The sequence below is a fragment of the Frigoribacterium sp. AC759 genome, from assembly GCF_979256015.1.
In genome coordinates, this window is record NZ_CEEDMT010000004.1 from 45,295 (window position 1) to 63,079 (window position 17,785).

The window sequence follows — 17,785 nt, forward strand, 5'->3', positions numbered from 1 at the left end:
CAGGAGGCGCGGGTCGCGACGACCGCGCCGCCCGGCTACCGCGGGATGACGGAGAACAGGAAGCGCTTCCGCACCATCCACCACACCAGCAGGATGACCGCGGTGTGGATGATCGTGCCGGTGATCACGTTCGTCCGGTCGAGGCCGGGGATCGACGCCACCGCCAGGGCGAAGAACACCTGCCAGATGAACACGTAGAGGCTGGCCTGCCCGAGCGGGATCCACAGCCAGCCGAGGGCGGCGGCGATGGGCTTCCAGAACACCGTGAGGATCGCGTAGACGCAGACGACGACCAGGGCGGTGTCGACCAGGCGGCCCCACTGCATGTCGACGCGCTGGTAGCCCGTCAGGTACAGCGAGTCGTAGATCGACGAGGGGATCGGCCCCAGGTCGAAGCCGTAGGTGCTTCCCGCCCAGATCAGGGCCAGGAACCCCGCGTAGCCGACCACGCCGACCCCGACCAGCACCTTGCCGACCGTCGTCGTCAGCGCCGAGACGATCTGCCGCCGGTAGTTGCCGATCACGAGACCGTGGGTGAACAGCACCTGCCAGGCGAAGAGCGGGAACACCGGCTCGAACTGCGAGGGCAGCAGCGAGAAGTCGGGGAAGAGCACGCCGACCGCGTAGACGGCCCAGCTGCCGACGAGCACGACCCACCAGAGACCGCGCTTCACGAGCCACATGAGACCGGGGATCGTCAGGCTGAGCACGACGAACAGCCCCATGATGTTGAACGGCCAGGGACCCATCTCGAGCAGCAGCAGCTGCCGGACGGCGTACCAGGGCGGCGGGTAGTCGAGCAGGCGGTCGGCGTTCGGGTAGAGGTCGTAGACCCGGCCCATCGCGCCGGCGCCGGTGTCGCCCGTGCCGCGGTCGGTGAAGGTCGTGATCTCGTCGGTGTTCACCAGCGGCACGAAGCTCAGGGCGAAGACGACGAGGATGACGACGAGCGTCACGACGTACTGCTTGCGGGCCCGCACGAAGGCGCCGATCGCGGCGGTCTTCTCGCCGAACTTCTTGACGCCCAGCGGGTAGACCATGCCGAGCACGAGCCCGCTGAGGAACACGAACATCTCGGCGCCGGTGATCGCGCCGACCGCCTTCAGCGTGACGAACGAGTACGGGCCCGCGACCTCGATGTGGGTGATGACCACGGCCAGGATGATGAACCCGCGGAAGAGGTCGATGCGGAGGTCGCGCCCGGGCTTGCCGTCGTCGGGGTAGCGCCAGCGCGGCAGCACGCGCCCCACGACACCGCTCAGCAGGAACGCCAGCGCGAGGGCGACCGCGCAGCCCACGATCCAGCCCATCTCGTCGCCGCCGCCGCCGTCGCGCACCTGCACCGTGGCGGCGTCGCCCTCCTCGGGTGTGACGGGGTCGGTGAGAGGCCCGAAGACGATGGCGCCGCTGTCGACCAGGTCGGCGCGGAACGCCGCGGCGATGGCGTCGTCGTCGGTGGCGCGCCAGTCGACCTCGCGGTCGCCGGCCTCGGCCTCCTCGCGCACGGTCTCGAGCCAGGTGACGCCGGCGACAAGGGGCTGGTCGTCGAGCGCGGTGAGCATCTGACGCCACCAGCCCTGCTTGACCGCGAGCTCGGTGGCGCCGTCGAGCCCCTGGTCGTAGAGGGCGCCGGTGTCGAGCAGCAGCGGGTGGTCGGTGCCGACCGCGAACCGGTCGTAGAAGGTCGCCTCCTGCGGCTGCGAGTAGCCCCAGGTCTCGTCGAAGCGCGCCTGCACCTCGCCCTCGGCCGGCGCCTGGTTCGCGACGAGCGGCACGTCGGTGCCGGCGGCCGTCGAGGCGTCGCCCTTGCCGAAGAAGAACATGGTGAGACCGACCCAGTCGACGGCGTCGTCGCCCGGGTAGTACGGGCCGTACGGGTCGTCGGCCTCGGTGACCGTGCCGTCGCCGTCGGTGTCGAGCAGGGCCTCGTCGCGGGCTCCGGTCGCGGGCAGACGCCCGTCGGCCTGGGCGAAGGGGTAGCCGGCGCCGTACGAGGGCGCCCAGACCATGTCGGCGGTGGACGTGCCGTCGTGCACGGCGTCGGCGATCTGGCCGAAGGCCCGCACGAACTCGGTCGGCTGCTGCCCCCAGCGCTGCCAGTTGCCGTTCATCTCGGGGGCGAAGCGCACGAGCTGCGCGATGCCGTACTGGTCGTGGAACTCGGTCAGCAGCTCGTCGGCCCGGGCGGCCTGGTCGGCGTCGAGGTCGGCGAGCGGTCGCGACGGCTCGAGGCTGACGACCAGCGCGGCGCCCTGAGCCGCCGCCGCGCGGGCCGATCGCCGCCACTGATCGGCGGAGTCGTCGTCGATCGGGTAGTCGATGTTGACGGAGTACGTCGAGGGGGTCTCCCCCAGGCGGTCCGCGTAGCCGTCGGGCCCGTCGGAACCCCAGTCGAGGTCGGGCCCGAACCAGGCCCCCTCTGCAGGAGGCGCGGTGTCGGCGGTCGCCGGCGCCGCGCCTCCCAAGACCAGGGGCACCACGGCCACCGCCGCCGCGAGTGCGGCGAGGGCGCGCAGTGCCGGTCTTCTCACCGACGGCACACGAGAGTCCAGATGTTGCGGCCGCCCTCGCGGGTGTAGTCGAGCGACTCGAGGCTGAGCATGGCGAGCGCCAGACCGCGGCCCCCCTCGTCGTCGAGATCCGCCATCGACACGTCGCTGAGGTCGATCTCGGCGGGCAGGCCGTTGTCGTTGAAGACGGCCGTCAGGCGCTCGTCCTCCGCACGGAGCTCGAGGGTGAAGCGGCGACCCTCGATCCCCTCGGCGCCGTCGGCCACGATCGAGTGCTCGATGACGTTCGCCGCGATCTCGACGATCGCCGTCTCGAACGGGAACCGCACCTCCATCGAGTCGATGCCGAGGGCCGTCCACCAGGCCTCGAAGGTGTTCTGGACGAGATCGATGCTCTCGGGGACGGCCGCGACGTCGATGACGCTGACGCCGTCGCTCTCAGTCATGGAGCGCTTCTTCGACCGAAGCGCGGGGCTGGAGGATGCGGTCGAGGTTCGTGAGCTTCAGCACCATCGACACCTGCTCGGTCGGCGCGACGAGCCGCAGGTCACCACCCGCCTGGCGCGCGGACTTGAGGCACGACACGAGCGCGCCGAGCCCCGACGAGTCGACGAAGGTCGTCTGCGACAGGTCGACGATGATCAGCCGGTCGCCGGCCTCGATGCGTGTCGCCACCTCCGTCCGCAGCTGCGGGGTCGACACGACGGTGAGGCGCCCCTGCGGGGAGATCACGCATCCGCCCTCGACGGTCTTCACTTCTACGGTCATCATGGGGATTCCTTGTCTCGGGGCTCCGGCCCCGTGTAGAGAACGGCGCGGACGACGATGCTGAAGATCACCAGGTCGAAGACGACCCAGAGGATGTTCACCAACGGCGCGATGCCGTCGGCCTGTCCGGTCGCGTAGCGGATGCCGACCAGCACCAGTGCTGCGGCGAGGCAGCCCATGGCGACGAGTTGCGGCTTCACGAGGTCCCAGCGTGGCCCGTTCGAGGCCTGCTTGGTCTTGGGCGTCACCGAGAAGCCGAGCGCACGGCCCCGGTAGACGTTCTGGAACGCCGTCGTCACCGACGCGATCCAGACGGGGAAGAGCGCCAGCGAGTACTGCTGCCCGCGCCAGGTCGGCCGCCCGGCGGCCACGACCCAGAACAGCACCTGGTTCAGCACCAGGAACGGGATCAGCCGGGCGAAGAAGTCGACGCTGTACGCCGTGACGGGCACGACGCCGAACGAGAGGCAGAGCACCGGCGCGCCGATGTAGACGAGGGCGGCGAAGCCCGAGAGGTAGCTCCACATCGTCGAGAAGTACATCAGGCGCTGGCCCAGCGAGAGGCCCTTCTGCACGAGCGGGTTCTCGCGGAAGAACACCTGCATCGTGCCCTGCGCCCACCGCAGGCGCTGCGTCATCATGGTGTTCAGGTCTTCGGGGGCGAGGCCGATCGCGAGGATCTCGTCGTGGTAGACCGACTTCCAGCCGAGGCCGTGGAGGCGCATCGCCGTCGCCATGTCCTCCGTCACCGAGATCGTGGCCAGCGGCATGATCGCCTGGGCCTCGTCGCCGCGGTCGACGTCGAGCGCGCCGACGAGCATCGAGATCGACTCGATGGCCTGCAGCGGCGACGCCGAGCGGTCGCTGAGCAGATCGAGGGCTGCCTGGTCGAGCGCGTCGAAGGTGCCGGGGCCGACCGACATGGCCGCGAGCTCGGCGATGTCGTCCTGCATGGCGGCGACGTCGGCGTCGGCGAACCGGTAGGCGATGGTGTCGATGCCGCGCTGGAACCGGTACGTGACGTCGCCCAGCGAGTCTCCGCGGGCGAGCTCGACCCGGGCGCGCTCGACGATCGTCTCGGCCTCCTCGAGCACCTCGAGCACGCGCGGCTGGTCGACGGCCTCGAGACGGGCGTGCTCGATCAGACGGCTCGACGTCTTGACGGCGCGACGCACGGCCGACTCGACCTCGGCGACGTACCGCGACACGCCCAGCTGCATCAGCGCCTCCCGACGGAGGACGGCGTTCGAGCCGCAGAAGAACGCGCTGTTCCAGCCGTCCTTCGACTGCTGGATGGGCCCGTAGAACAGCGGGGCCTGACTGCCGAGCGGGTCGGACTCCGGCACGTTCTCGAACCACTGCGGCGTCTGGACGAGCGCGGTCTTCTCGTCTTTGAAGTACCCGAGGGTGCGGTGCAGGATGCTCGGCTCGGGCACCTGGTCGGCGTCGAGGATCAGCAGGAACTCGCCCTCGGTGGTCAGCAGCGCGTTGTTCAGGTTGCCCGCCTTGGCGTGCCGCGGGCGGTCGACCCAGTCGGACGACCGGGTGATGACGCCGATCCCCGCGCCCTCGGCCGCCTCGCGGATCTCCGCCCGCCCGCCGTCGTCGAGGATCCACGTCGTGTGCGGGTACTCGATGGCCTGCGCGGCGAGCGCCGTGCGCATCACCATCTCGACGGGCTCGTTGTAGGTGGTGACGAAGACGTCGACGGTGACGACGGTCTCGGGCGAGTCGGGCGACGGCGGGGTGGGCGGCTCGCCCCGTTCGCGGAGGCGCCAGGCGCCGAGGCCGAACAGCAGCGAGTCGATCACGCTGTACGTCTCGGCGACGACGAGCGGCACGGCGATCCACCACGAGGTCCAGTTCACCGAGACGGCCCAGCGCCAGATGATGTAGTTCAGGCCGGCGAGCGATGCGAGCAGCACGACGATGCGGATGGGCACGATCCGACGGGCCGGGGTCGACCGGCCGAGGAGGCGCTGGTCGCGTCGGGTGAGGAGGTCCGTCACGGACGTCGGTCCAGTACGAGGAGGGTCACGTCGTCACGGGCGATGCGGTCGCGGGCGAGCAGGGCGATGGCGTCGACGAGATCGGGGGCGTCGGAGCGTTCGGCGTCGCCCGAGCGGGCGACGATGCCGCCGACCTCGGCCAGCCAGCCGTTCTCGTCGTCGAGCACGTCGAGCACGCCGTCGCTCATGACGACGAGCCGGTCGCCCGGCAGCAGCACGATGGTGTGGGTCTCGTGCGTCTGCGCCTCGAGGCCGAGCGGCAGGTCGGATCCCATCAGCTGCTCGACGGAGCCGTCGGCGCGGACGACCAGGGCGAGACCGGAGCCGGCGTCGACGTACGAGAGCTCGTCGGTGTCGAGGTCGAGCACGGCGTGGAAGTACGTGACGAACGAGCCGGTGCGCTGCAGATCGCCGATGACGGCGCGCTCGATGCGGTCGACGGCCGTGCCGAGGAGGCGGTTGTCGCTGACCGTGGGGACGGCGGCTCGGCAGGCGGCCCGGACTGACGACCCGAGGATGGCCGCGCCGACGCCCTTGCCCATGACATCGCCCACGGCGACGTGCACCTGTCGGCCGACGACGCCGTAGTCGAAGTAGTCGCCGCCGACGCTGAGCGAGGGGAGGCAGACGCCCTCGACGTGGACGTCGTCGATCTCGAGCGGCTCGGCGGGCAGCAGCGCCTGCTGGGTGGCGGACGCCGAGGCGGCCTCGGCGTCGGCCAGCAGCTCGCTCTGAGCCCAGGCCGCGAGGTCTTCGAACTCGGACATCTGCTCGGCGTCGAGATGACGCGGTTCGAAGCCCATGACGCAGAACGAGCCCACGACGTTGCCCGACCCGTCGAGCAGGGGGTGGCCGAGGTAGAAGCCGAGGCCGTTGGCGCGGAACGGCTCGATGTGGTCGAAGCGGGCGTCGGCGCGGGCGTCTTCGGCCGAGATGATCTCGCCCGAGTCGATCACGAGGTGGCAGGGGGTGTCGTGCCGACCCACCACCGGGACGTCGAAGCCGTCGCGACCGAGGAAGAGCGCGCGCTGATTGTCGAGCACCGTGACCGACGACATCGGCACGCCGAAGATCGCCCTGGCCATGCGGGTGATGCGGTCGAGGCGGGGATTGCGGTCGGAGTCGATGACGCCGAGGCTCTCGACCGCCCGCTGACGTCTGATCTCGCGAGTCGACTCCTGCATCGCTGCACCCCCTCTCTGTGGACACTCTAAACAGATGGAGCGGTCTACGGCGGCGATCGGGCCGCCACCGGTGACCCCATTTCTGGTCTGGCCGGGGTGTGGAGGAGCCGGTTGACGGGCCGACATATTAATAACACTATGAGGGTTCTTGTCATCGTCCCGAAGGGTCCCTCGTGAAACACCGCCGCTCCGTCCTGGCCGCCGCATCGCTGGCCACCGCTCTGACCGTGACCCTGTCCGCCTGCGCGGACAGCACCTCCTCCCGATCCGACGAGGTCGCCGAATCGCCGCTCGAGGCCTACCTCGGCTCCGTGATGGGCAGCGAGCTGTCGCCCGAGGAGCAGGAGGCGGAGAACGACGAGCTGAATCGCCGTGTCGAGGAGGCCGTGGCCGAGTGCATGACCGATCAGGGCTTCGACTACGTGCCTCACACCACGTCGATGTCGGCGGACCCCGACTACGAGTGGCTGCCCGACGACCGCGACTGGGTCGCGCAGTACGGCTACGGCGTCGTGGACTCGCCCTACACCACGAGCGACGAGGGCCTCGTCGAGGACGACCCGAACACCGAGTACGTCGAGAGCCTCTCGGAGTCCGAGCAGGAGGCCTACTACGAGGCTCTCCACGGCCCCATGCCGGATGAGGACGAGGTCGTGGACGAGCAGGCGGAGTACGACTGGACCACCGCGGGGTGCTACGGCGAGGCGCAGCACGACAGCCAGTCCGACCAGACGGCCCTCTTCGAGGAGCACGACGAGCTCTTCGAGAAGATGGGCGCTCTCTACGAGGACATCGAGAGCGCACCCGAGCTCGTCGAGGCGAACGAGGCCTGGTCGCAGTGCATGACCGACGCGGGTCAGCCCGGTTTCGCCCGGCAGACCGACGCGCGCGGGTCGATCGAAGAGGCCTCCTCCGACCTCTGGGCCGAGATCGACGACGGGGCCGCAGAGGGCGACCCCGACCAGTCCGCTCTCGACGAGCTCGCCGACACCGAGATCGAACTCGCGCTGATCGACCTCGACTGCCGAGAGGAAACCGACTTCGCCGGCATCTCGGCCGCGGCCTCCGCCGAGATCGAGCAGCGGTTCATCGACGAGCACAAGAGCGAGCTCGACGCGCTCAAGGCCGACGCCGAGCAGGGCCGCTAGGTGGCGCGAGACGGTGCGGGCGGGGCCGGCGGCGATGCCGGGGCGGCCGGAGGGCTGCTCTCGCGTGAGGCGTCCGCCACCGGGGGCGCGGTCGGCGGGTGGCGGGTGCTGCTCCGTCGCAACCGTCTGATCGCCATCGTCGCAGGGGCTTCGGCGCTCGGTCTCGTCGCGGGCCTGCTCGTCGGGCGATTCGTCGTATCACCCGCGGACGCCGCGTCGGCGGAGGGTCCGCCCGAGGCCGGACTGGTCGGCGTGCCGGTCGAATTCGGCGAGCTGCGCAACGACGTGACCGTCCGGGGCGAGATCGCCTACGCCGACGCCGTCGAGGTGAGGGTCGACACCTCGACCCTCTCGGGCCCCGCCGTCGTCACAGGGCAGGTCCCCGACGAAGGGACCGAGCTGTCGGCCCTGTCGGTCGCCCTCGAGATCGCCGGACGCCCTGTGATCGTGCTGCCTGGCGACCTGCCGGCCTACCGGACGCTGCGCGTCGGCGTCGCGGGGCCCGACGTCTCGCAGTTCAAGACGGCCCTCCGCGCCGTCGGCATCGACGGAGGCGACCCCGCCGACGACGTCTTCGACGCGACGGCCGCGAACGCCCTGACCGCCCTCTACGCCGAGGCGGGTTACCCCGTGCCCGACGGCGGCTCCAGGTCGGACGGCGAGGGCGCGACGGTCGATGTCCGCGCCGCCTCGGAGGGCGTCCGAGCCGCGGAGCAGGCCGTCGCCCAGGCGAAGGCCGAGTTGAACCGCGCGCAGGCGGGCCCCTCGGCGGTCGAGAGCCTCGAGGCCGCGAACGCCGTCGACGCCGCCCGACGCGCCTGGGAGGCCGCCCAGGCGCAGCTCCCCGTCGACCGCGTGCTCGTCGCCGATCTGCACGACGCGCTCGAACTCGCCGAACTGCAGCGGAAGCAGCTCGCCGCACCCGCCGACGCGTCGAGCGAGCGATCCGCTCTCAGCACCGTCGAGGCGCAGCTGGCCGACGCCAGGTCCGAGCTGACCCGAGCCCGCGAGGGCGCCCTCCCGGCACTGCCCGCGAACGAGGTGCTCTATCTCACCGAACTGCCCCGCCGGGTGGACGCCGTCTCCGTCGCTCGGGGCGACATGCTCGAGGGCCCTGCCATGACCGTCTCGGGCGCGACGATCGGGGTCACCGGTTCGGCGGCCGAGGCCGATGCGTCGCTGCTCGAGGTGGGCGACGAGGCGTTCTTCGACCTGCCCGACGGCGCCGAGCACCGGGCTGTCGTCTCACAGGTCCACCCCGGCTCGGACGACGACGCTCGATGGACGATCGCCCTGACCCCCGATCCGCTGACGGCGGAGCAGGTCCAGCAGCTGCAGGGGTCGAACGTGCGCGTCTCGATCGCCGTCGGCGCGACCGACGGCGAGGTGCTCTCGGTGCCGCTCGCCGCGCTCACCGCGGGGCCCGGGGGCGAGTCGCGCGTGGAGGTCGTCGAAGGGGACCCGCGCGACGGCGCGTCCGCCGAGACACGGATCGTCGTCGTCGAGACCGGCTTGGCCGCGGCGGGAGCAGTCGAGATCGCACCCGTCGACGACGAGCTGAGCGAGGGCGACCTCGTCGTGGTCGCCCGATGAGCGCCGCGGCCGACGGCGCGCCGCTGGTCGAGCTGCGGGGCGTCACCCGCTCGTTCGCCGGGCCGCCCGAGGTGCAGGCGCTCAGGGCGGTCGACCTCCGGATCGAGGCCGGCGACTACCTGTCGATCGTCGGGCCGAGCGGCTCGGGCAAATCGACGATGCTGAACATCCTCGGGCTGCTCGACAGGCCGAGTGTCGGCGAGTACCGCCTCGCGGGCGAGCTGACCGGGGCCCTCGACGACGACGCGCGGGCGGCCCTGCGATCGAGGCGGATCGGCTTCGTGTTCCAGTCGTTCCATCTGATGCCGAGGCGATCCGTGCTCGAGAACGTCATGATGCCGATGCTCTACAGCGGCACGCCGCGGGCGTCGCGGGAGGATCGCGCCCGCGAGGCCCTCGATCGGGTCGGCCTCGGCCACCGGGTCGACTTCTCGCCGACGACCCTGTCGGGCGGCGAGCGCCAGCGCGTCGCCGTCGCCCGCGCCGTCGTGGCCCGCCCGGCCCTCCTGCTGGCCGACGAGCCGACGGGAAACCTCGACGGGATAACCACCGGGGCGGTGATGGGTCTGTTCGAGGAGCTGCTCCACGACGGGCTCGCCCTGGTCGTCATCACCCACGACGACGATGTCGCCGATCGAGCAGCTCGTCGCATCCGCATCGCCGCAGGGCGTCTGAGCGAGCAGTCGTGAGGCGGCGCACAGCCGTGAACCGGCTCACAGCGGCGAGGCGGAGCACCCACCGGCCGGGGTCGGTGACGTCGACCGTGGCGAGGGGCGACCGGTTCGGCCTCGCGGATCTCCTCACCGAGGCCACAGCCGATCTGGGTACGCGCCCGGGTCGACTCGCGATGACGCTGCTGGGCACGGTCCTCGGCATCGGCGCCCTGGTCGCCACGATCGGGTTCGCGCAGACGACCGCGGGGCAGCTGTCGCGGCAGTTCGACGCCGTCTCCGCGACGCAGGTGACGATCGGCCCGGCCGAGGCGACGACGTCCGACGGGTCCAGTGTCGCGACCGTGCGCCTCCCCTGGGATTCGGCGTCGCGACTCGAGACGCTCGCCGGCGTCGAGTCCGCGGCGGTCGTCGCCGAGGTGCCGCTCGGCGAGGCGGAGGTGACCGCCGTTCCGCTCAACGACCCGTCGGCCGCGACCGTCGCGTCACCGCGGGTCTTCGCGTCGTCGGCCGGGCTGATCGACACCCTCGGCGGGTCGGTGACGACGGGGCGGCTGTTCGACGAAGGTCACGATGCGCGAGGCGATCGGGTCGCGGTGCTCGGGTCGCGGGCGGCAGAGCGCCTCGGTGTGGGCCGGGTCGACTCGCAACCGTCGATCTTCATCGACGCTCTGGCCTACGCCGTGATCGGCACGTTCGACGACGTCGAGCGCCGGTCCGAGCTGCTCGACGGGGTGGTGCTGCCCACCGGCGCGGCTCGTGCGGACTTCGGGCTCGTGGCCCCCGGGGAGGTGCAGGTCCGGATCGAGGTGGGTGCCGGTCCGCTCCTGGTGCGGCAGGCACCGCCGGCGCTGGCTCCCGACTCCCCCGACGAGGTCGAGGTGGCAGCGCCCCGCTCGGGTTCCGACCTGGCCGAGGCCGTTCAGGCCGAGGTGAACCTGGTGTTCGTGGTCGTCTCGGTCATCGCCCTCTTGGCCGGAGGGCTCGGCATCGCGAACGTGACGATGCTGTCGGTCTCCGAGCGGACGGGCGAGATCGGTCTGCGTCGGGCCGTCGGGGCGACGAGGCGGCAGATCGCCGGTCAGTTCGTCGCCGAGTCGGTCGTGATGGGGTCGCTCGGTGGTCTCGCGGGTGCCGCGGTCGGCGTCGCCGCGGTGCTCGGAGTCTCCGTCGCACAGCAGTGGACACCGGTCGTGGACCCGCTCGTGGCGGTGGCGGGTGTCGTGCTCGGGGCCGTCATCGGGCTCGCGGCCGGCGGGATCCCCGCACGCCGCGCCTCCCTCATCGAGCCCGTGGACGCGCTGCGCGGGTCGTGAGGGTCAGCGCTGCGCGAGAGCAGCCGCGACGGACGCGGCCGACTCGGCGTCGTCGATGGTGACGGCGACCGCGCTGCCGTCGCGGCGTCGGACGACGATGCCGGGGCGGCGGCCGGTGACGTAGGCGGTGCCGCGCTTCGAGACGCGCAACCCCCAGCCGCCCCACGACATCGGGTCGAGGGTCTCGGTCTCGACGCCGGCGACGTCGGTCAGGCGCACCCGCAGCAGGCGGACGCCGAGCAGCGCCGAGACGAGACGCACCCCGCGGTGGTCGACGGTCAGTCGAACGCGGCCCAGAGCGAGGACGGCGGCGCCGGCGAGCAGCAGCACGGCCGAGTAGACGACGACCGAGGAGGCGCCCATCACGAAGAGCACGGCGCCGGTGACGATAGCCAGGGTTAGCACGACGGACCCCATCACGACGAAGACGGGGCTGCCGGTGGTGCCCGACCACGCCAGCCGCTCCCCCGGTCGCAGATCCGCCGGGCGGACGCTCGCCCGGTCGTCGAACTCCACGTCGGGCAGCGCCCGGACGCCGCTGCCGGTCGCCAGCCAGCCGACGACGACGCCCCAGGCGAGGCCCGGGAGCGTGAGCGCGGGCGTCCAGCCGGCCACCGCCTCCCCGGGGGTCGGCGCGGCCGCGGTCGCGAGGGCGGTGGCGACCCAGGTGCAGGCGGCCAGGCCGGCGAAGGAGGCCGCGCCCCCGGCGATCAGGCGTGACGGGCGCCCGCGCCGGGTCAGAGCGGCCACGATCGACACCGTGGTCAGGGCCGCGACGATCGCCGCGACGACGGTGAACGACGACCAGGTGCCCGAGAACCCGTCGGCAGCGCCGTCGCCCGACCAGTGACGCGCGATGGTGTCGCCCAGCCGCGGACCGAGCACGAGGGCGACGACCACGAGGAGGGCCGCGGGCGCGAGGGCCGCGACGACGGCCGAGGAGGTGCGGAGCAGGGCCACCCCGTCCACCTCGGCGGGCACGGGGTCGGCGGGCACGTGGTCGGCGGGCACGGGCGTGGTGCCGGTCTCGGGCTCGTCGGGCGAGCTCGGGGCGGGTCGGTCGGCGGTCATGTCATCCCCCTGATGATCGTGGCGAGGTCGGCGGGTGCGATGCCGAGGCGGGCGGCGTCGCGCACGAGCGCGGCGGCGGCGGCGTAGAGGGCCGTGGTCGGGGCGTTAGCGCCGGCGATGACGACCGCCCCGCGACCGCGACGGAGCTCGATCAGGCCGGCGGTACGGAGCGAGTCGTAAGCCCGCAGGACGGTGTGCATGTTGATCGCGAGGGCGGCCGCGAGGTCACGCGCCGAGGGCAGTCGCTCGCCGACCTCAATGTCGCCGTCGGCGATGCCCCGGCGGATCTGCGTCACGATCTGGTCGGCGATCGGCATCTCGGATGCCGGGTCGAGCCTGATCAACATGTTCTAGTTCTACTAGTACAAGTGGCTGCTCAACAAGGGCCCCCGTGCGCTTTTCGGCTAGCCGATGCGCGAGCTCGAGCACCAGACTCTCAGGAGGTGCACAGTGGATGTACCGCTAAGCCTCGATTTGAGGCTCCTGAGCTCGTCGCCATCTCGGTGGTGAGGGGGTCAGGCGGTGCAAACTTGTCGTCAACCGCTCGAAAGGTCTCTCATGAGCTTCCTCGCCTTCCTCCTCCTCGGCCTCATCGCCGGCGCCATCGCCAAGGCCATCCTCCCCGGCCGTCAGGGCGGCGGCTGGATCGCCACCCTCGTGCTCGGTGTCATCGGCGCCCTGCTCGGCGGCTGGATCGGCGGCGCGCTCTTCGGCGTCGACTTCAACGGCTTCTTCTCGATCGAGTCGTGGCTGATCGCCATCGTCGGCGCGGTCGTCGTGCTGTTCGTCTACGGCCTCATCACGGGTCGCAGCAAGCGCTGACCCTCCGGGTCTAGAAGAAGGGGCGGGCGCAGTGCGCCCGCCCCTTCTTCGCGCTCGAGGTCAGCCGAGCCGGCCCGTCAGGCGGGATGCGCCGCTAACGCATCGGCGAACACCCGCTCTCCGCGTCATCCACGGTCGCAGCTGCTGACCCGATGCGACTCCCGAGTGATCAGCTGCCCGCAGGGCGACCGCCCTGATCGCGAGACATCTTGACATATCGTACGGTATGTCTTACTTTCGGCAGCTATGCATGAGCCCATCCTCGACGTGCGCGAGGCACGACGCAGCTTCCGGACGTCGGCAGGATCGATCGAGGCTGTCCGCGGGGTCGACCTCTCCATCGGCGCCGGCGAAGTCGTCGCCGTCCTCGGCCCGAACGGCGCCGGCAAGACCACCACGGTCAAGATGGCGGCGACGTTGCTCGAGCCCACGCGCGGCTCCGTCCGAGTCGCAGGCATCGATGCTGTCGCCGACCCTCGCGCAGCTCGCCGTCACCTGGGGCTGGTGCTCGGAGGCGACCGGGGCTTCTACATGCGGGCCAGTGCGGTAGAGAACCTCCGCTTCTTCGGGGAGCTCCAGGGAGTACACGGACGCGCCCTACGGCAGCGGATCGTCGAGGTGCTCGCCCGCGTCGGCCTCTCCGATCGTCGAGGCAGCAGGGTCGAGACCTACTCCAGGGGTATGAGGCAACGACTGCATCTCGCGAGAGCGCTCCTCGCAGAGCCCGAGCTCATCCTCCTCGACGAGCCGTCCATCGGGCTCGACCCTGAAGGCGCCGAAGACCTCCGCGGGCTGATCCGTGAGCTGCGGGCCTCGGGCAAGGCGGTCCTTCTGACCACGCACGATCTCGCCGACGCCGACGACCTCGCTGATCGCATCGTGATCATCTCGGATGGTCTCGTCGTCGCGGAGGGGGCACCCTCCGACATCGCGGCCCGCGCGGGGATCGGCACCGTGACGACCCTCACCGTCGAGTCGCGGGCAGATCCCCGGCCCATGTTCCGGTCCGTCGCCGGAACAGCGGACATCATCAGCGAGGAGCGGCGGGGACTCTGGTACGTCGACCTCGTCTGGGAGCACGGCCGCGATCCCGCCGCACCGGCCTTCCTCGCCTCCCTGGCCGACGTCCGGGCCTCCGTCACGAGACCGACGACCCTGGAGGAGGCGTACCTGGCCTTCCTGCGGACGCATCGAGAACGAGTCGGGACATCAGCGCCGTGAACGGGCTTCGAATCACGCTGTTCCACGCCCGACAGCTCCTGCGGACGCCCTTCTTCCTGCAGCAGGCGCTCGTCGCACCATGCATCTTCGTCGCCCTCCGTGTCCTCGGCTCCCTCGGTGCCGACACCCCCCTGACGGCCTCGCTGTGGCTCGAGGGCTCCATCGCCGGCATCTGGGCGACGACCACGACCGCTGTCGGCATCATCAGCTACCAGCGCTTCCAGGGCACCCTCGAGCACATGGCCTTGAGCACCCTCCGCCCGGGCGTGGTCTTCGGGAGCCTGTGTGCGGCGGCGGCGACCATCGGACTCCTCGGCATCCCCCTCGCGCTCGGGTTGCAGCTCGCCGTGACGGGTCACGTGCACGTGGATCTCCGCGACCTGGTCTCGTTGGCCGCGTCGTTCCTTGCCTGCATGAGCTCCGCCCTCGTCCTGGCCGCGTTCTTCCTGGTCTCACGCTCGGCGACTGTGCTGGAGCCGCTGCTCCTGACCCCGATCTGGCTGCTCAGCGGGATCGTCGTCCCCTTGTCGTCATTCCCGTGGTGGATCGTTCCGGTAGCGGCGATCCATCCGCTCGTGGGGGCGGTCGCCGTCGGGCACTCGACGGGGTCCGTCGCTCTCGTGTGGCTCCTCGAGTCGGTGGGGATGTCCGCGCTGTGGGCTACGGCCGCGTGGGTTCTGCTGATCACGGCGCTCCGTCGAGCGCGTCGAGACGGAACGCTGGCGCTGGCATGACGGGCGCAGGTTCGACCTACCGCGCGGCGATGGTCATCGCATGGCGGGCGCTGCCCGAGTCGATCAGTCCGACCGTTCGAGCGGTCCGCCTCGGGGTGATCCCGCTGCTGACGTCGATGTTCTACCTCGCCATGGCGAGCGGTGCCTGGGCCGCCGATCCTGATGCGGGCGACGCCCTCGCCGCGTCGGTCGGCGTCGGTTCGGTCGCCGCGAGCGTCGCCGTCGCCACCCTGGTCGCAGAGGATCGCTTCGAGGGGACGACCCCGTTCCTCTTCATCGCCCCGCACGGAACCGTCGCCTCGTGGCTGGGTCGCTTCACCGTCGTCGCCGGCCTGGGCGTCCTGGTCGCGACCGTCGGTCTCCTCGCGACCCTCATGGTGGTCCAGCCGTCGGGCCGCTCAGACAGCTGGGGCATCATCGCCCTGGTGCTCATCGGCGTCGCACCGGCTGCCATCGGCATCGGCTTCCTCATCGGTGCCGCCAGCCTCTCCCTCCGCGACAGCTTGCTTCTGTCCAACATCGCAGAGTACGTGCTGCCCCTGGCGGCCGGGGTCGTCGCCCCCCTGAGCGTGCTGTGGCACCCGATAGATCTCGTAGCGCGTGTCATTCCCCTCGCGAACCTCATCGAAGCCGGGAGGACCGGCGTCGACGAAGGGATGTCGGAGGGGTTCTGGGGCGACTACGCCCTCGCTCTCGGCACCGGAGTCGTCTGGGTCATCGCGGCGGTCGTCGTCTGGGGGCGTTTCGAGCGACGCGCCCGTCGCGTCGGGACCCTGGAATCGTCGGCGTTCTGAGGCACGGAGCTAGGCTTCGACGTGATGAGCGACGACGACGTCTCCCTGCCCCGCGCTGCCGCCCCGGCCCCCAGAGGGCGCGGCGCGGTCCTCACCATCGCGCTCATCGTCGGCATCTCGCCGTTCGCGACCGACATGTACATCCCCGGTCTGCCGGCCATCGCCCGCGACCTCGGAGCCTCGACGGCGCAGGTGCAGCTCAGCCTCACCGCCTTCCTCGTCAGCTTCGCGCTGGGGCAGATCGTCATCGGCCCGCTCAGCGACGGCACGGGTCGCCGGCGCATCGTCCTGATCGGCATGTCGGTGTTCGCGCTCGCCTCGGTCGCCTGCGCGGTGGCACCCGACGCGAGCACCCTCGTCGTGGCCCGGGTGCTTCAAGGACTAGGAGGCGCGGCCGGCTCCGTCGCGGCCCGCGCGATGGTCGGCGACTCGACGACGGGCACCACCCGGAGCCGTCTCTTCGCCACCCTGGCGGCCATCAACTCGGTCGGCCCGGTCGTGGCCCCGCTCGTCGGCGGCGCCGTGCTGGCGGCCGGGTCGTGGCGCATCACGTTCGTCGTGCTGGCGGTCTTGGGGGCGGGGCTGGCCATCGCGGCGGCGCGACTGCTTCCGGAGACCCTCACCGCGCCTCCTGAAGGCGGAGCCTCGCTGGGGGCGTCGCTGCGAAGGATGCGCGGCCTGCTCGGGATCGCACGGTTCCGCTGGTATCTGATCACCGGATGCGCGGCGACGATCGGCTTCTTCTCGTACATCTCGACGTCGTCGTTCGTGTTCCAGCAGGAGTACGGATTCGGCGAGGGGCTCTACACGCTCGTCTTCGCCTCGAACGCGTCGTGCATGATCGCGTCGACGCTGGTGTTCCGGCGGCTCATCGGGCGATTCGACGAGGACCGCCTCTTCACCGTCGGGCTCGCGGTCTGCGCGTCCGGGTCGCTGCTGGTGCTCGTGGGGGCGCTCTCGGGCGCGGGGCCGGCGCTCGTGTGGCCGGCGCTGGCGATCGTCACGGCGGGGTGGGGGTGGGTGATCCCCGGGTCGATCACGCTGACGCAGGCGCTCGGCCATCGCTCTCCCGGCACGGCGGCCGCCCTCGTCGGCGGGCTGCAGTTCGGCCTGGGCGGAGCGGCCACACCGCTCGCGGGCGCCCTCGGCGGTAGGGCCGTCGTGATGGGCGCGCTCATGCTCGGGTTCATCGCGGTCGGTCTCGGGGCGCAGGTCTGGGCGTCGCGACGGGTCAGGTGACGGTGCCGGTGAAGGCTTCTCCGAGATCGAGATCGAGGAGTCGCACGATCGCACGACCTGGATCACGCTCGTGAACGCGAGTCGTGTCGACCTACGGGAGGTCGAAAGACCGTTCGTCGCGGCGAGGGTCGGTCCGTGCCTGCAGACGGTCGAAGACGGGAGCGCAGGCCGCTCGGAGTTCGTCCCACGTGGCGGTCATGAGGCCCGTCAGCGGGTTGTCCACGCTCTGCGCGTAACCGTGCTGCGCGCGCGGCACCGCGTCTCCGGGCAGGACCAGAGACTGCACGAACGCCCCCGTGTCCTGGTCGAACGTCAGAGTGTGCGAGGCGACGTTCCGCCCCCAGTCTTCGGAGGGCCAGGACACGAACGCCACGTGACGGGGCGGAGCGGCCGGGTCGGTCGCGGAGACGTAGCTCCCGTAGTGCTCCTCGCCGGGCGAGAGGATCTTGTACGCGCCGTTGTCCAGGTAGATCAGCAGAGCCTCGGGGAACGGCTTCGCTCCGTACATGGCCGTGTACCGCAGCGCCTGGACGAACACGGGGGCGCCGAGCGGCACCTCGAGTGCTCGCCGTGGTGATGAGTGCTCTTGCTCGATCATCGTGTCTCCTTTCGGTTAGGACGGGTCGACAGGGGTGCCCAGATTAGGCGACCTCTTCAGTACGTAGGCGTCTCCGGAGCCGCTGGGCTGATCGGCCGGTAGCGTCG

At 71.1% G+C, this 17,785-nt stretch carries 17 protein-coding genes; 9 read left to right on the forward strand and 8 right to left on the reverse strand.

Annotated features, from left to right (window positions below; all coding sequences use genetic code 11):
- Positions 1 to 35 precede the first annotated feature (35 nt).
- The 5 genes from opgC to ACZ6JE_RS05975 form a co-directional block, all read right to left on the reverse strand.
- Positions 36 to 2,531 (reverse strand): OpgC domain-containing protein, encoded by a 2,496-nt coding sequence (opgC, locus tag ACZ6JE_RS05955; protein ID WP_464318441.1) that lies wholly within the window; start codon positions 2,529 to 2,531, stop codon positions 36 to 38.
- Entirely contained in the window at positions 2,528 to 2,956 is a 429-nt protein-coding gene (locus tag ACZ6JE_RS05960; RefSeq protein WP_192060906.1) for an ATP-binding protein, read from the reverse strand. Before ACZ6JE_RS05960 ends, opgC begins: the two co-directional genes overlap by 4 nt.
- Positions 2,949 to 3,278 (reverse strand): STAS domain-containing protein, encoded by a 330-nt coding sequence (locus ACZ6JE_RS05965; RefSeq protein ID WP_197981978.1) that lies wholly within the window; start codon positions 3,276 to 3,278, stop codon positions 2,949 to 2,951. The genes ACZ6JE_RS05960 and ACZ6JE_RS05965 overlap by 8 nt, the downstream gene beginning before the upstream one ends.
- Positions 3,278 to 5,221: a glycosyltransferase gene (locus ACZ6JE_RS05970; RefSeq protein WP_243215784.1), complete on the reverse strand. Its 1,944-nt coding sequence runs from the start codon at positions 5,219 to 5,221 to the stop codon at positions 3,278 to 3,280. The genes ACZ6JE_RS05965 and ACZ6JE_RS05970 overlap by 1 nt, the downstream gene beginning before the upstream one ends.
- Positions 5,222 to 5,283: 62 nt before the next feature.
- Entirely contained in the window at positions 5,284 to 6,471 is a 1,188-nt protein-coding gene (locus ACZ6JE_RS05975; protein ID WP_464318442.1) for a SpoIIE family protein phosphatase, read from the reverse strand.
- 173 nt (positions 6,472 to 6,644) lie between these two features.
- Between ACZ6JE_RS05975 and ACZ6JE_RS05980 the strand changes: the two genes are divergently transcribed.
- Genes ACZ6JE_RS05980 through ACZ6JE_RS05995 form a run of 4 tightly spaced genes read left to right on the forward strand, consistent with a single transcriptional unit; the run spans position 6,645 to position 11,199 of the window.
- Positions 6,645 to 7,619 carry a hypothetical protein gene (locus ACZ6JE_RS05980; RefSeq protein ID WP_464318443.1) on the forward strand — a complete coding sequence of 325 codons (975 nt, stop codon included), beginning with the start codon at positions 6,645 to 6,647 and terminating at the stop codon, positions 7,617 to 7,619.
- Positions 7,620 to 9,212: an efflux RND transporter periplasmic adaptor subunit gene (locus ACZ6JE_RS05985; protein ID WP_464318444.1), complete on the forward strand. Its 1,593-nt coding sequence runs from the start codon at positions 7,620 to 7,622 to the stop codon at positions 9,210 to 9,212.
- Positions 9,209 to 9,901 (forward strand): ABC transporter ATP-binding protein, encoded by a 693-nt coding sequence (locus ACZ6JE_RS05990; RefSeq protein WP_464318445.1) that lies wholly within the window; start codon positions 9,209 to 9,211, stop codon positions 9,899 to 9,901. Before ACZ6JE_RS05985 ends, ACZ6JE_RS05990 begins: the two co-directional genes overlap by 4 nt.
- Before the next feature lie 14 nt (positions 9,902 to 9,915).
- Complete coding sequence (locus ACZ6JE_RS05995) at positions 9,916 to 11,199, forward strand: ABC transporter permease (protein ID WP_464318446.1); 1,284 nt, start codon at positions 9,916 to 9,918, stop codon at positions 11,197 to 11,199.
- A gap of 3 nt (positions 11,200 to 11,202) precedes the next feature.
- On the opposite strand, the gene ACZ6JE_RS06000 is transcribed toward ACZ6JE_RS05995, so the two are convergent.
- Positions 11,203 to 12,270: a hypothetical protein gene (locus tag ACZ6JE_RS06000; protein WP_464318447.1), complete on the reverse strand. Its 1,068-nt coding sequence runs from the start codon at positions 12,268 to 12,270 to the stop codon at positions 11,203 to 11,205.
- Positions 12,267 to 12,617: a GntR family transcriptional regulator gene (locus tag ACZ6JE_RS06005; RefSeq protein ID WP_320479123.1), complete on the reverse strand. Its 351-nt coding sequence runs from the start codon at positions 12,615 to 12,617 to the stop codon at positions 12,267 to 12,269. Before ACZ6JE_RS06005 ends, ACZ6JE_RS06000 begins: the two co-directional genes overlap by 4 nt.
- 211 nt (positions 12,618 to 12,828) lie before the next feature.
- On the opposite strand from ACZ6JE_RS06005, the gene ACZ6JE_RS06010 reads away from it, so the two are divergent.
- From ACZ6JE_RS06010 to ACZ6JE_RS06030, 5 genes are all read left to right on the forward strand, one after another.
- Positions 12,829 to 13,092, forward strand: coding sequence for a GlsB/YeaQ/YmgE family stress response membrane protein (locus tag ACZ6JE_RS06010; RefSeq protein ID WP_192060901.1), 264 nt, complete (start codon positions 12,829 to 12,831; stop codon positions 13,090 to 13,092).
- 246 nt (positions 13,093 to 13,338) lie between these two features.
- Positions 13,339 to 14,313 carry an ABC transporter ATP-binding protein gene (locus ACZ6JE_RS06015; RefSeq protein WP_464318448.1) on the forward strand — a complete coding sequence of 325 codons (975 nt, stop codon included), beginning with the start codon at positions 13,339 to 13,341 and terminating at the stop codon, positions 14,311 to 14,313.
- Positions 14,310 to 15,047 carry a diguanylate cyclase family protein gene (locus tag ACZ6JE_RS06020; protein ID WP_192060898.1) on the forward strand — a complete coding sequence of 246 codons (738 nt, stop codon included), beginning with the start codon at positions 14,310 to 14,312 and terminating at the stop codon, positions 15,045 to 15,047. The genes ACZ6JE_RS06015 and ACZ6JE_RS06020 overlap by 4 nt, the downstream gene beginning before the upstream one ends.
- A 29-nt stretch (positions 15,048 to 15,076) precedes the next feature.
- Positions 15,077 to 15,841, forward strand: coding sequence for a hypothetical protein (locus ACZ6JE_RS06025; RefSeq protein WP_464318449.1), 765 nt, complete (start codon positions 15,077 to 15,079; stop codon positions 15,839 to 15,841).
- Between the two features lie 24 nt (positions 15,842 to 15,865).
- On the forward strand, positions 15,866 to 17,080 hold the full coding sequence (locus ACZ6JE_RS06030) for a multidrug effflux MFS transporter (RefSeq protein ID WP_464318450.1): 1,215 nt from the start codon (positions 15,866 to 15,868) through the stop codon (positions 17,078 to 17,080).
- 91 nt (positions 17,081 to 17,171) lie between these two features.
- Here ACZ6JE_RS06030 and ACZ6JE_RS06035 read toward each other — a convergent pair whose 3' ends face one another.
- The gene (locus ACZ6JE_RS06035; protein ID WP_464318451.1) at positions 17,172 to 17,678 is read right to left on the reverse strand and encodes a hypothetical protein; all 507 of its coding nucleotides are present in this window, start codon (positions 17,676 to 17,678) and stop codon (positions 17,172 to 17,174) included.
- Positions 17,679 to 17,785 lie beyond the last annotated feature (107 nt).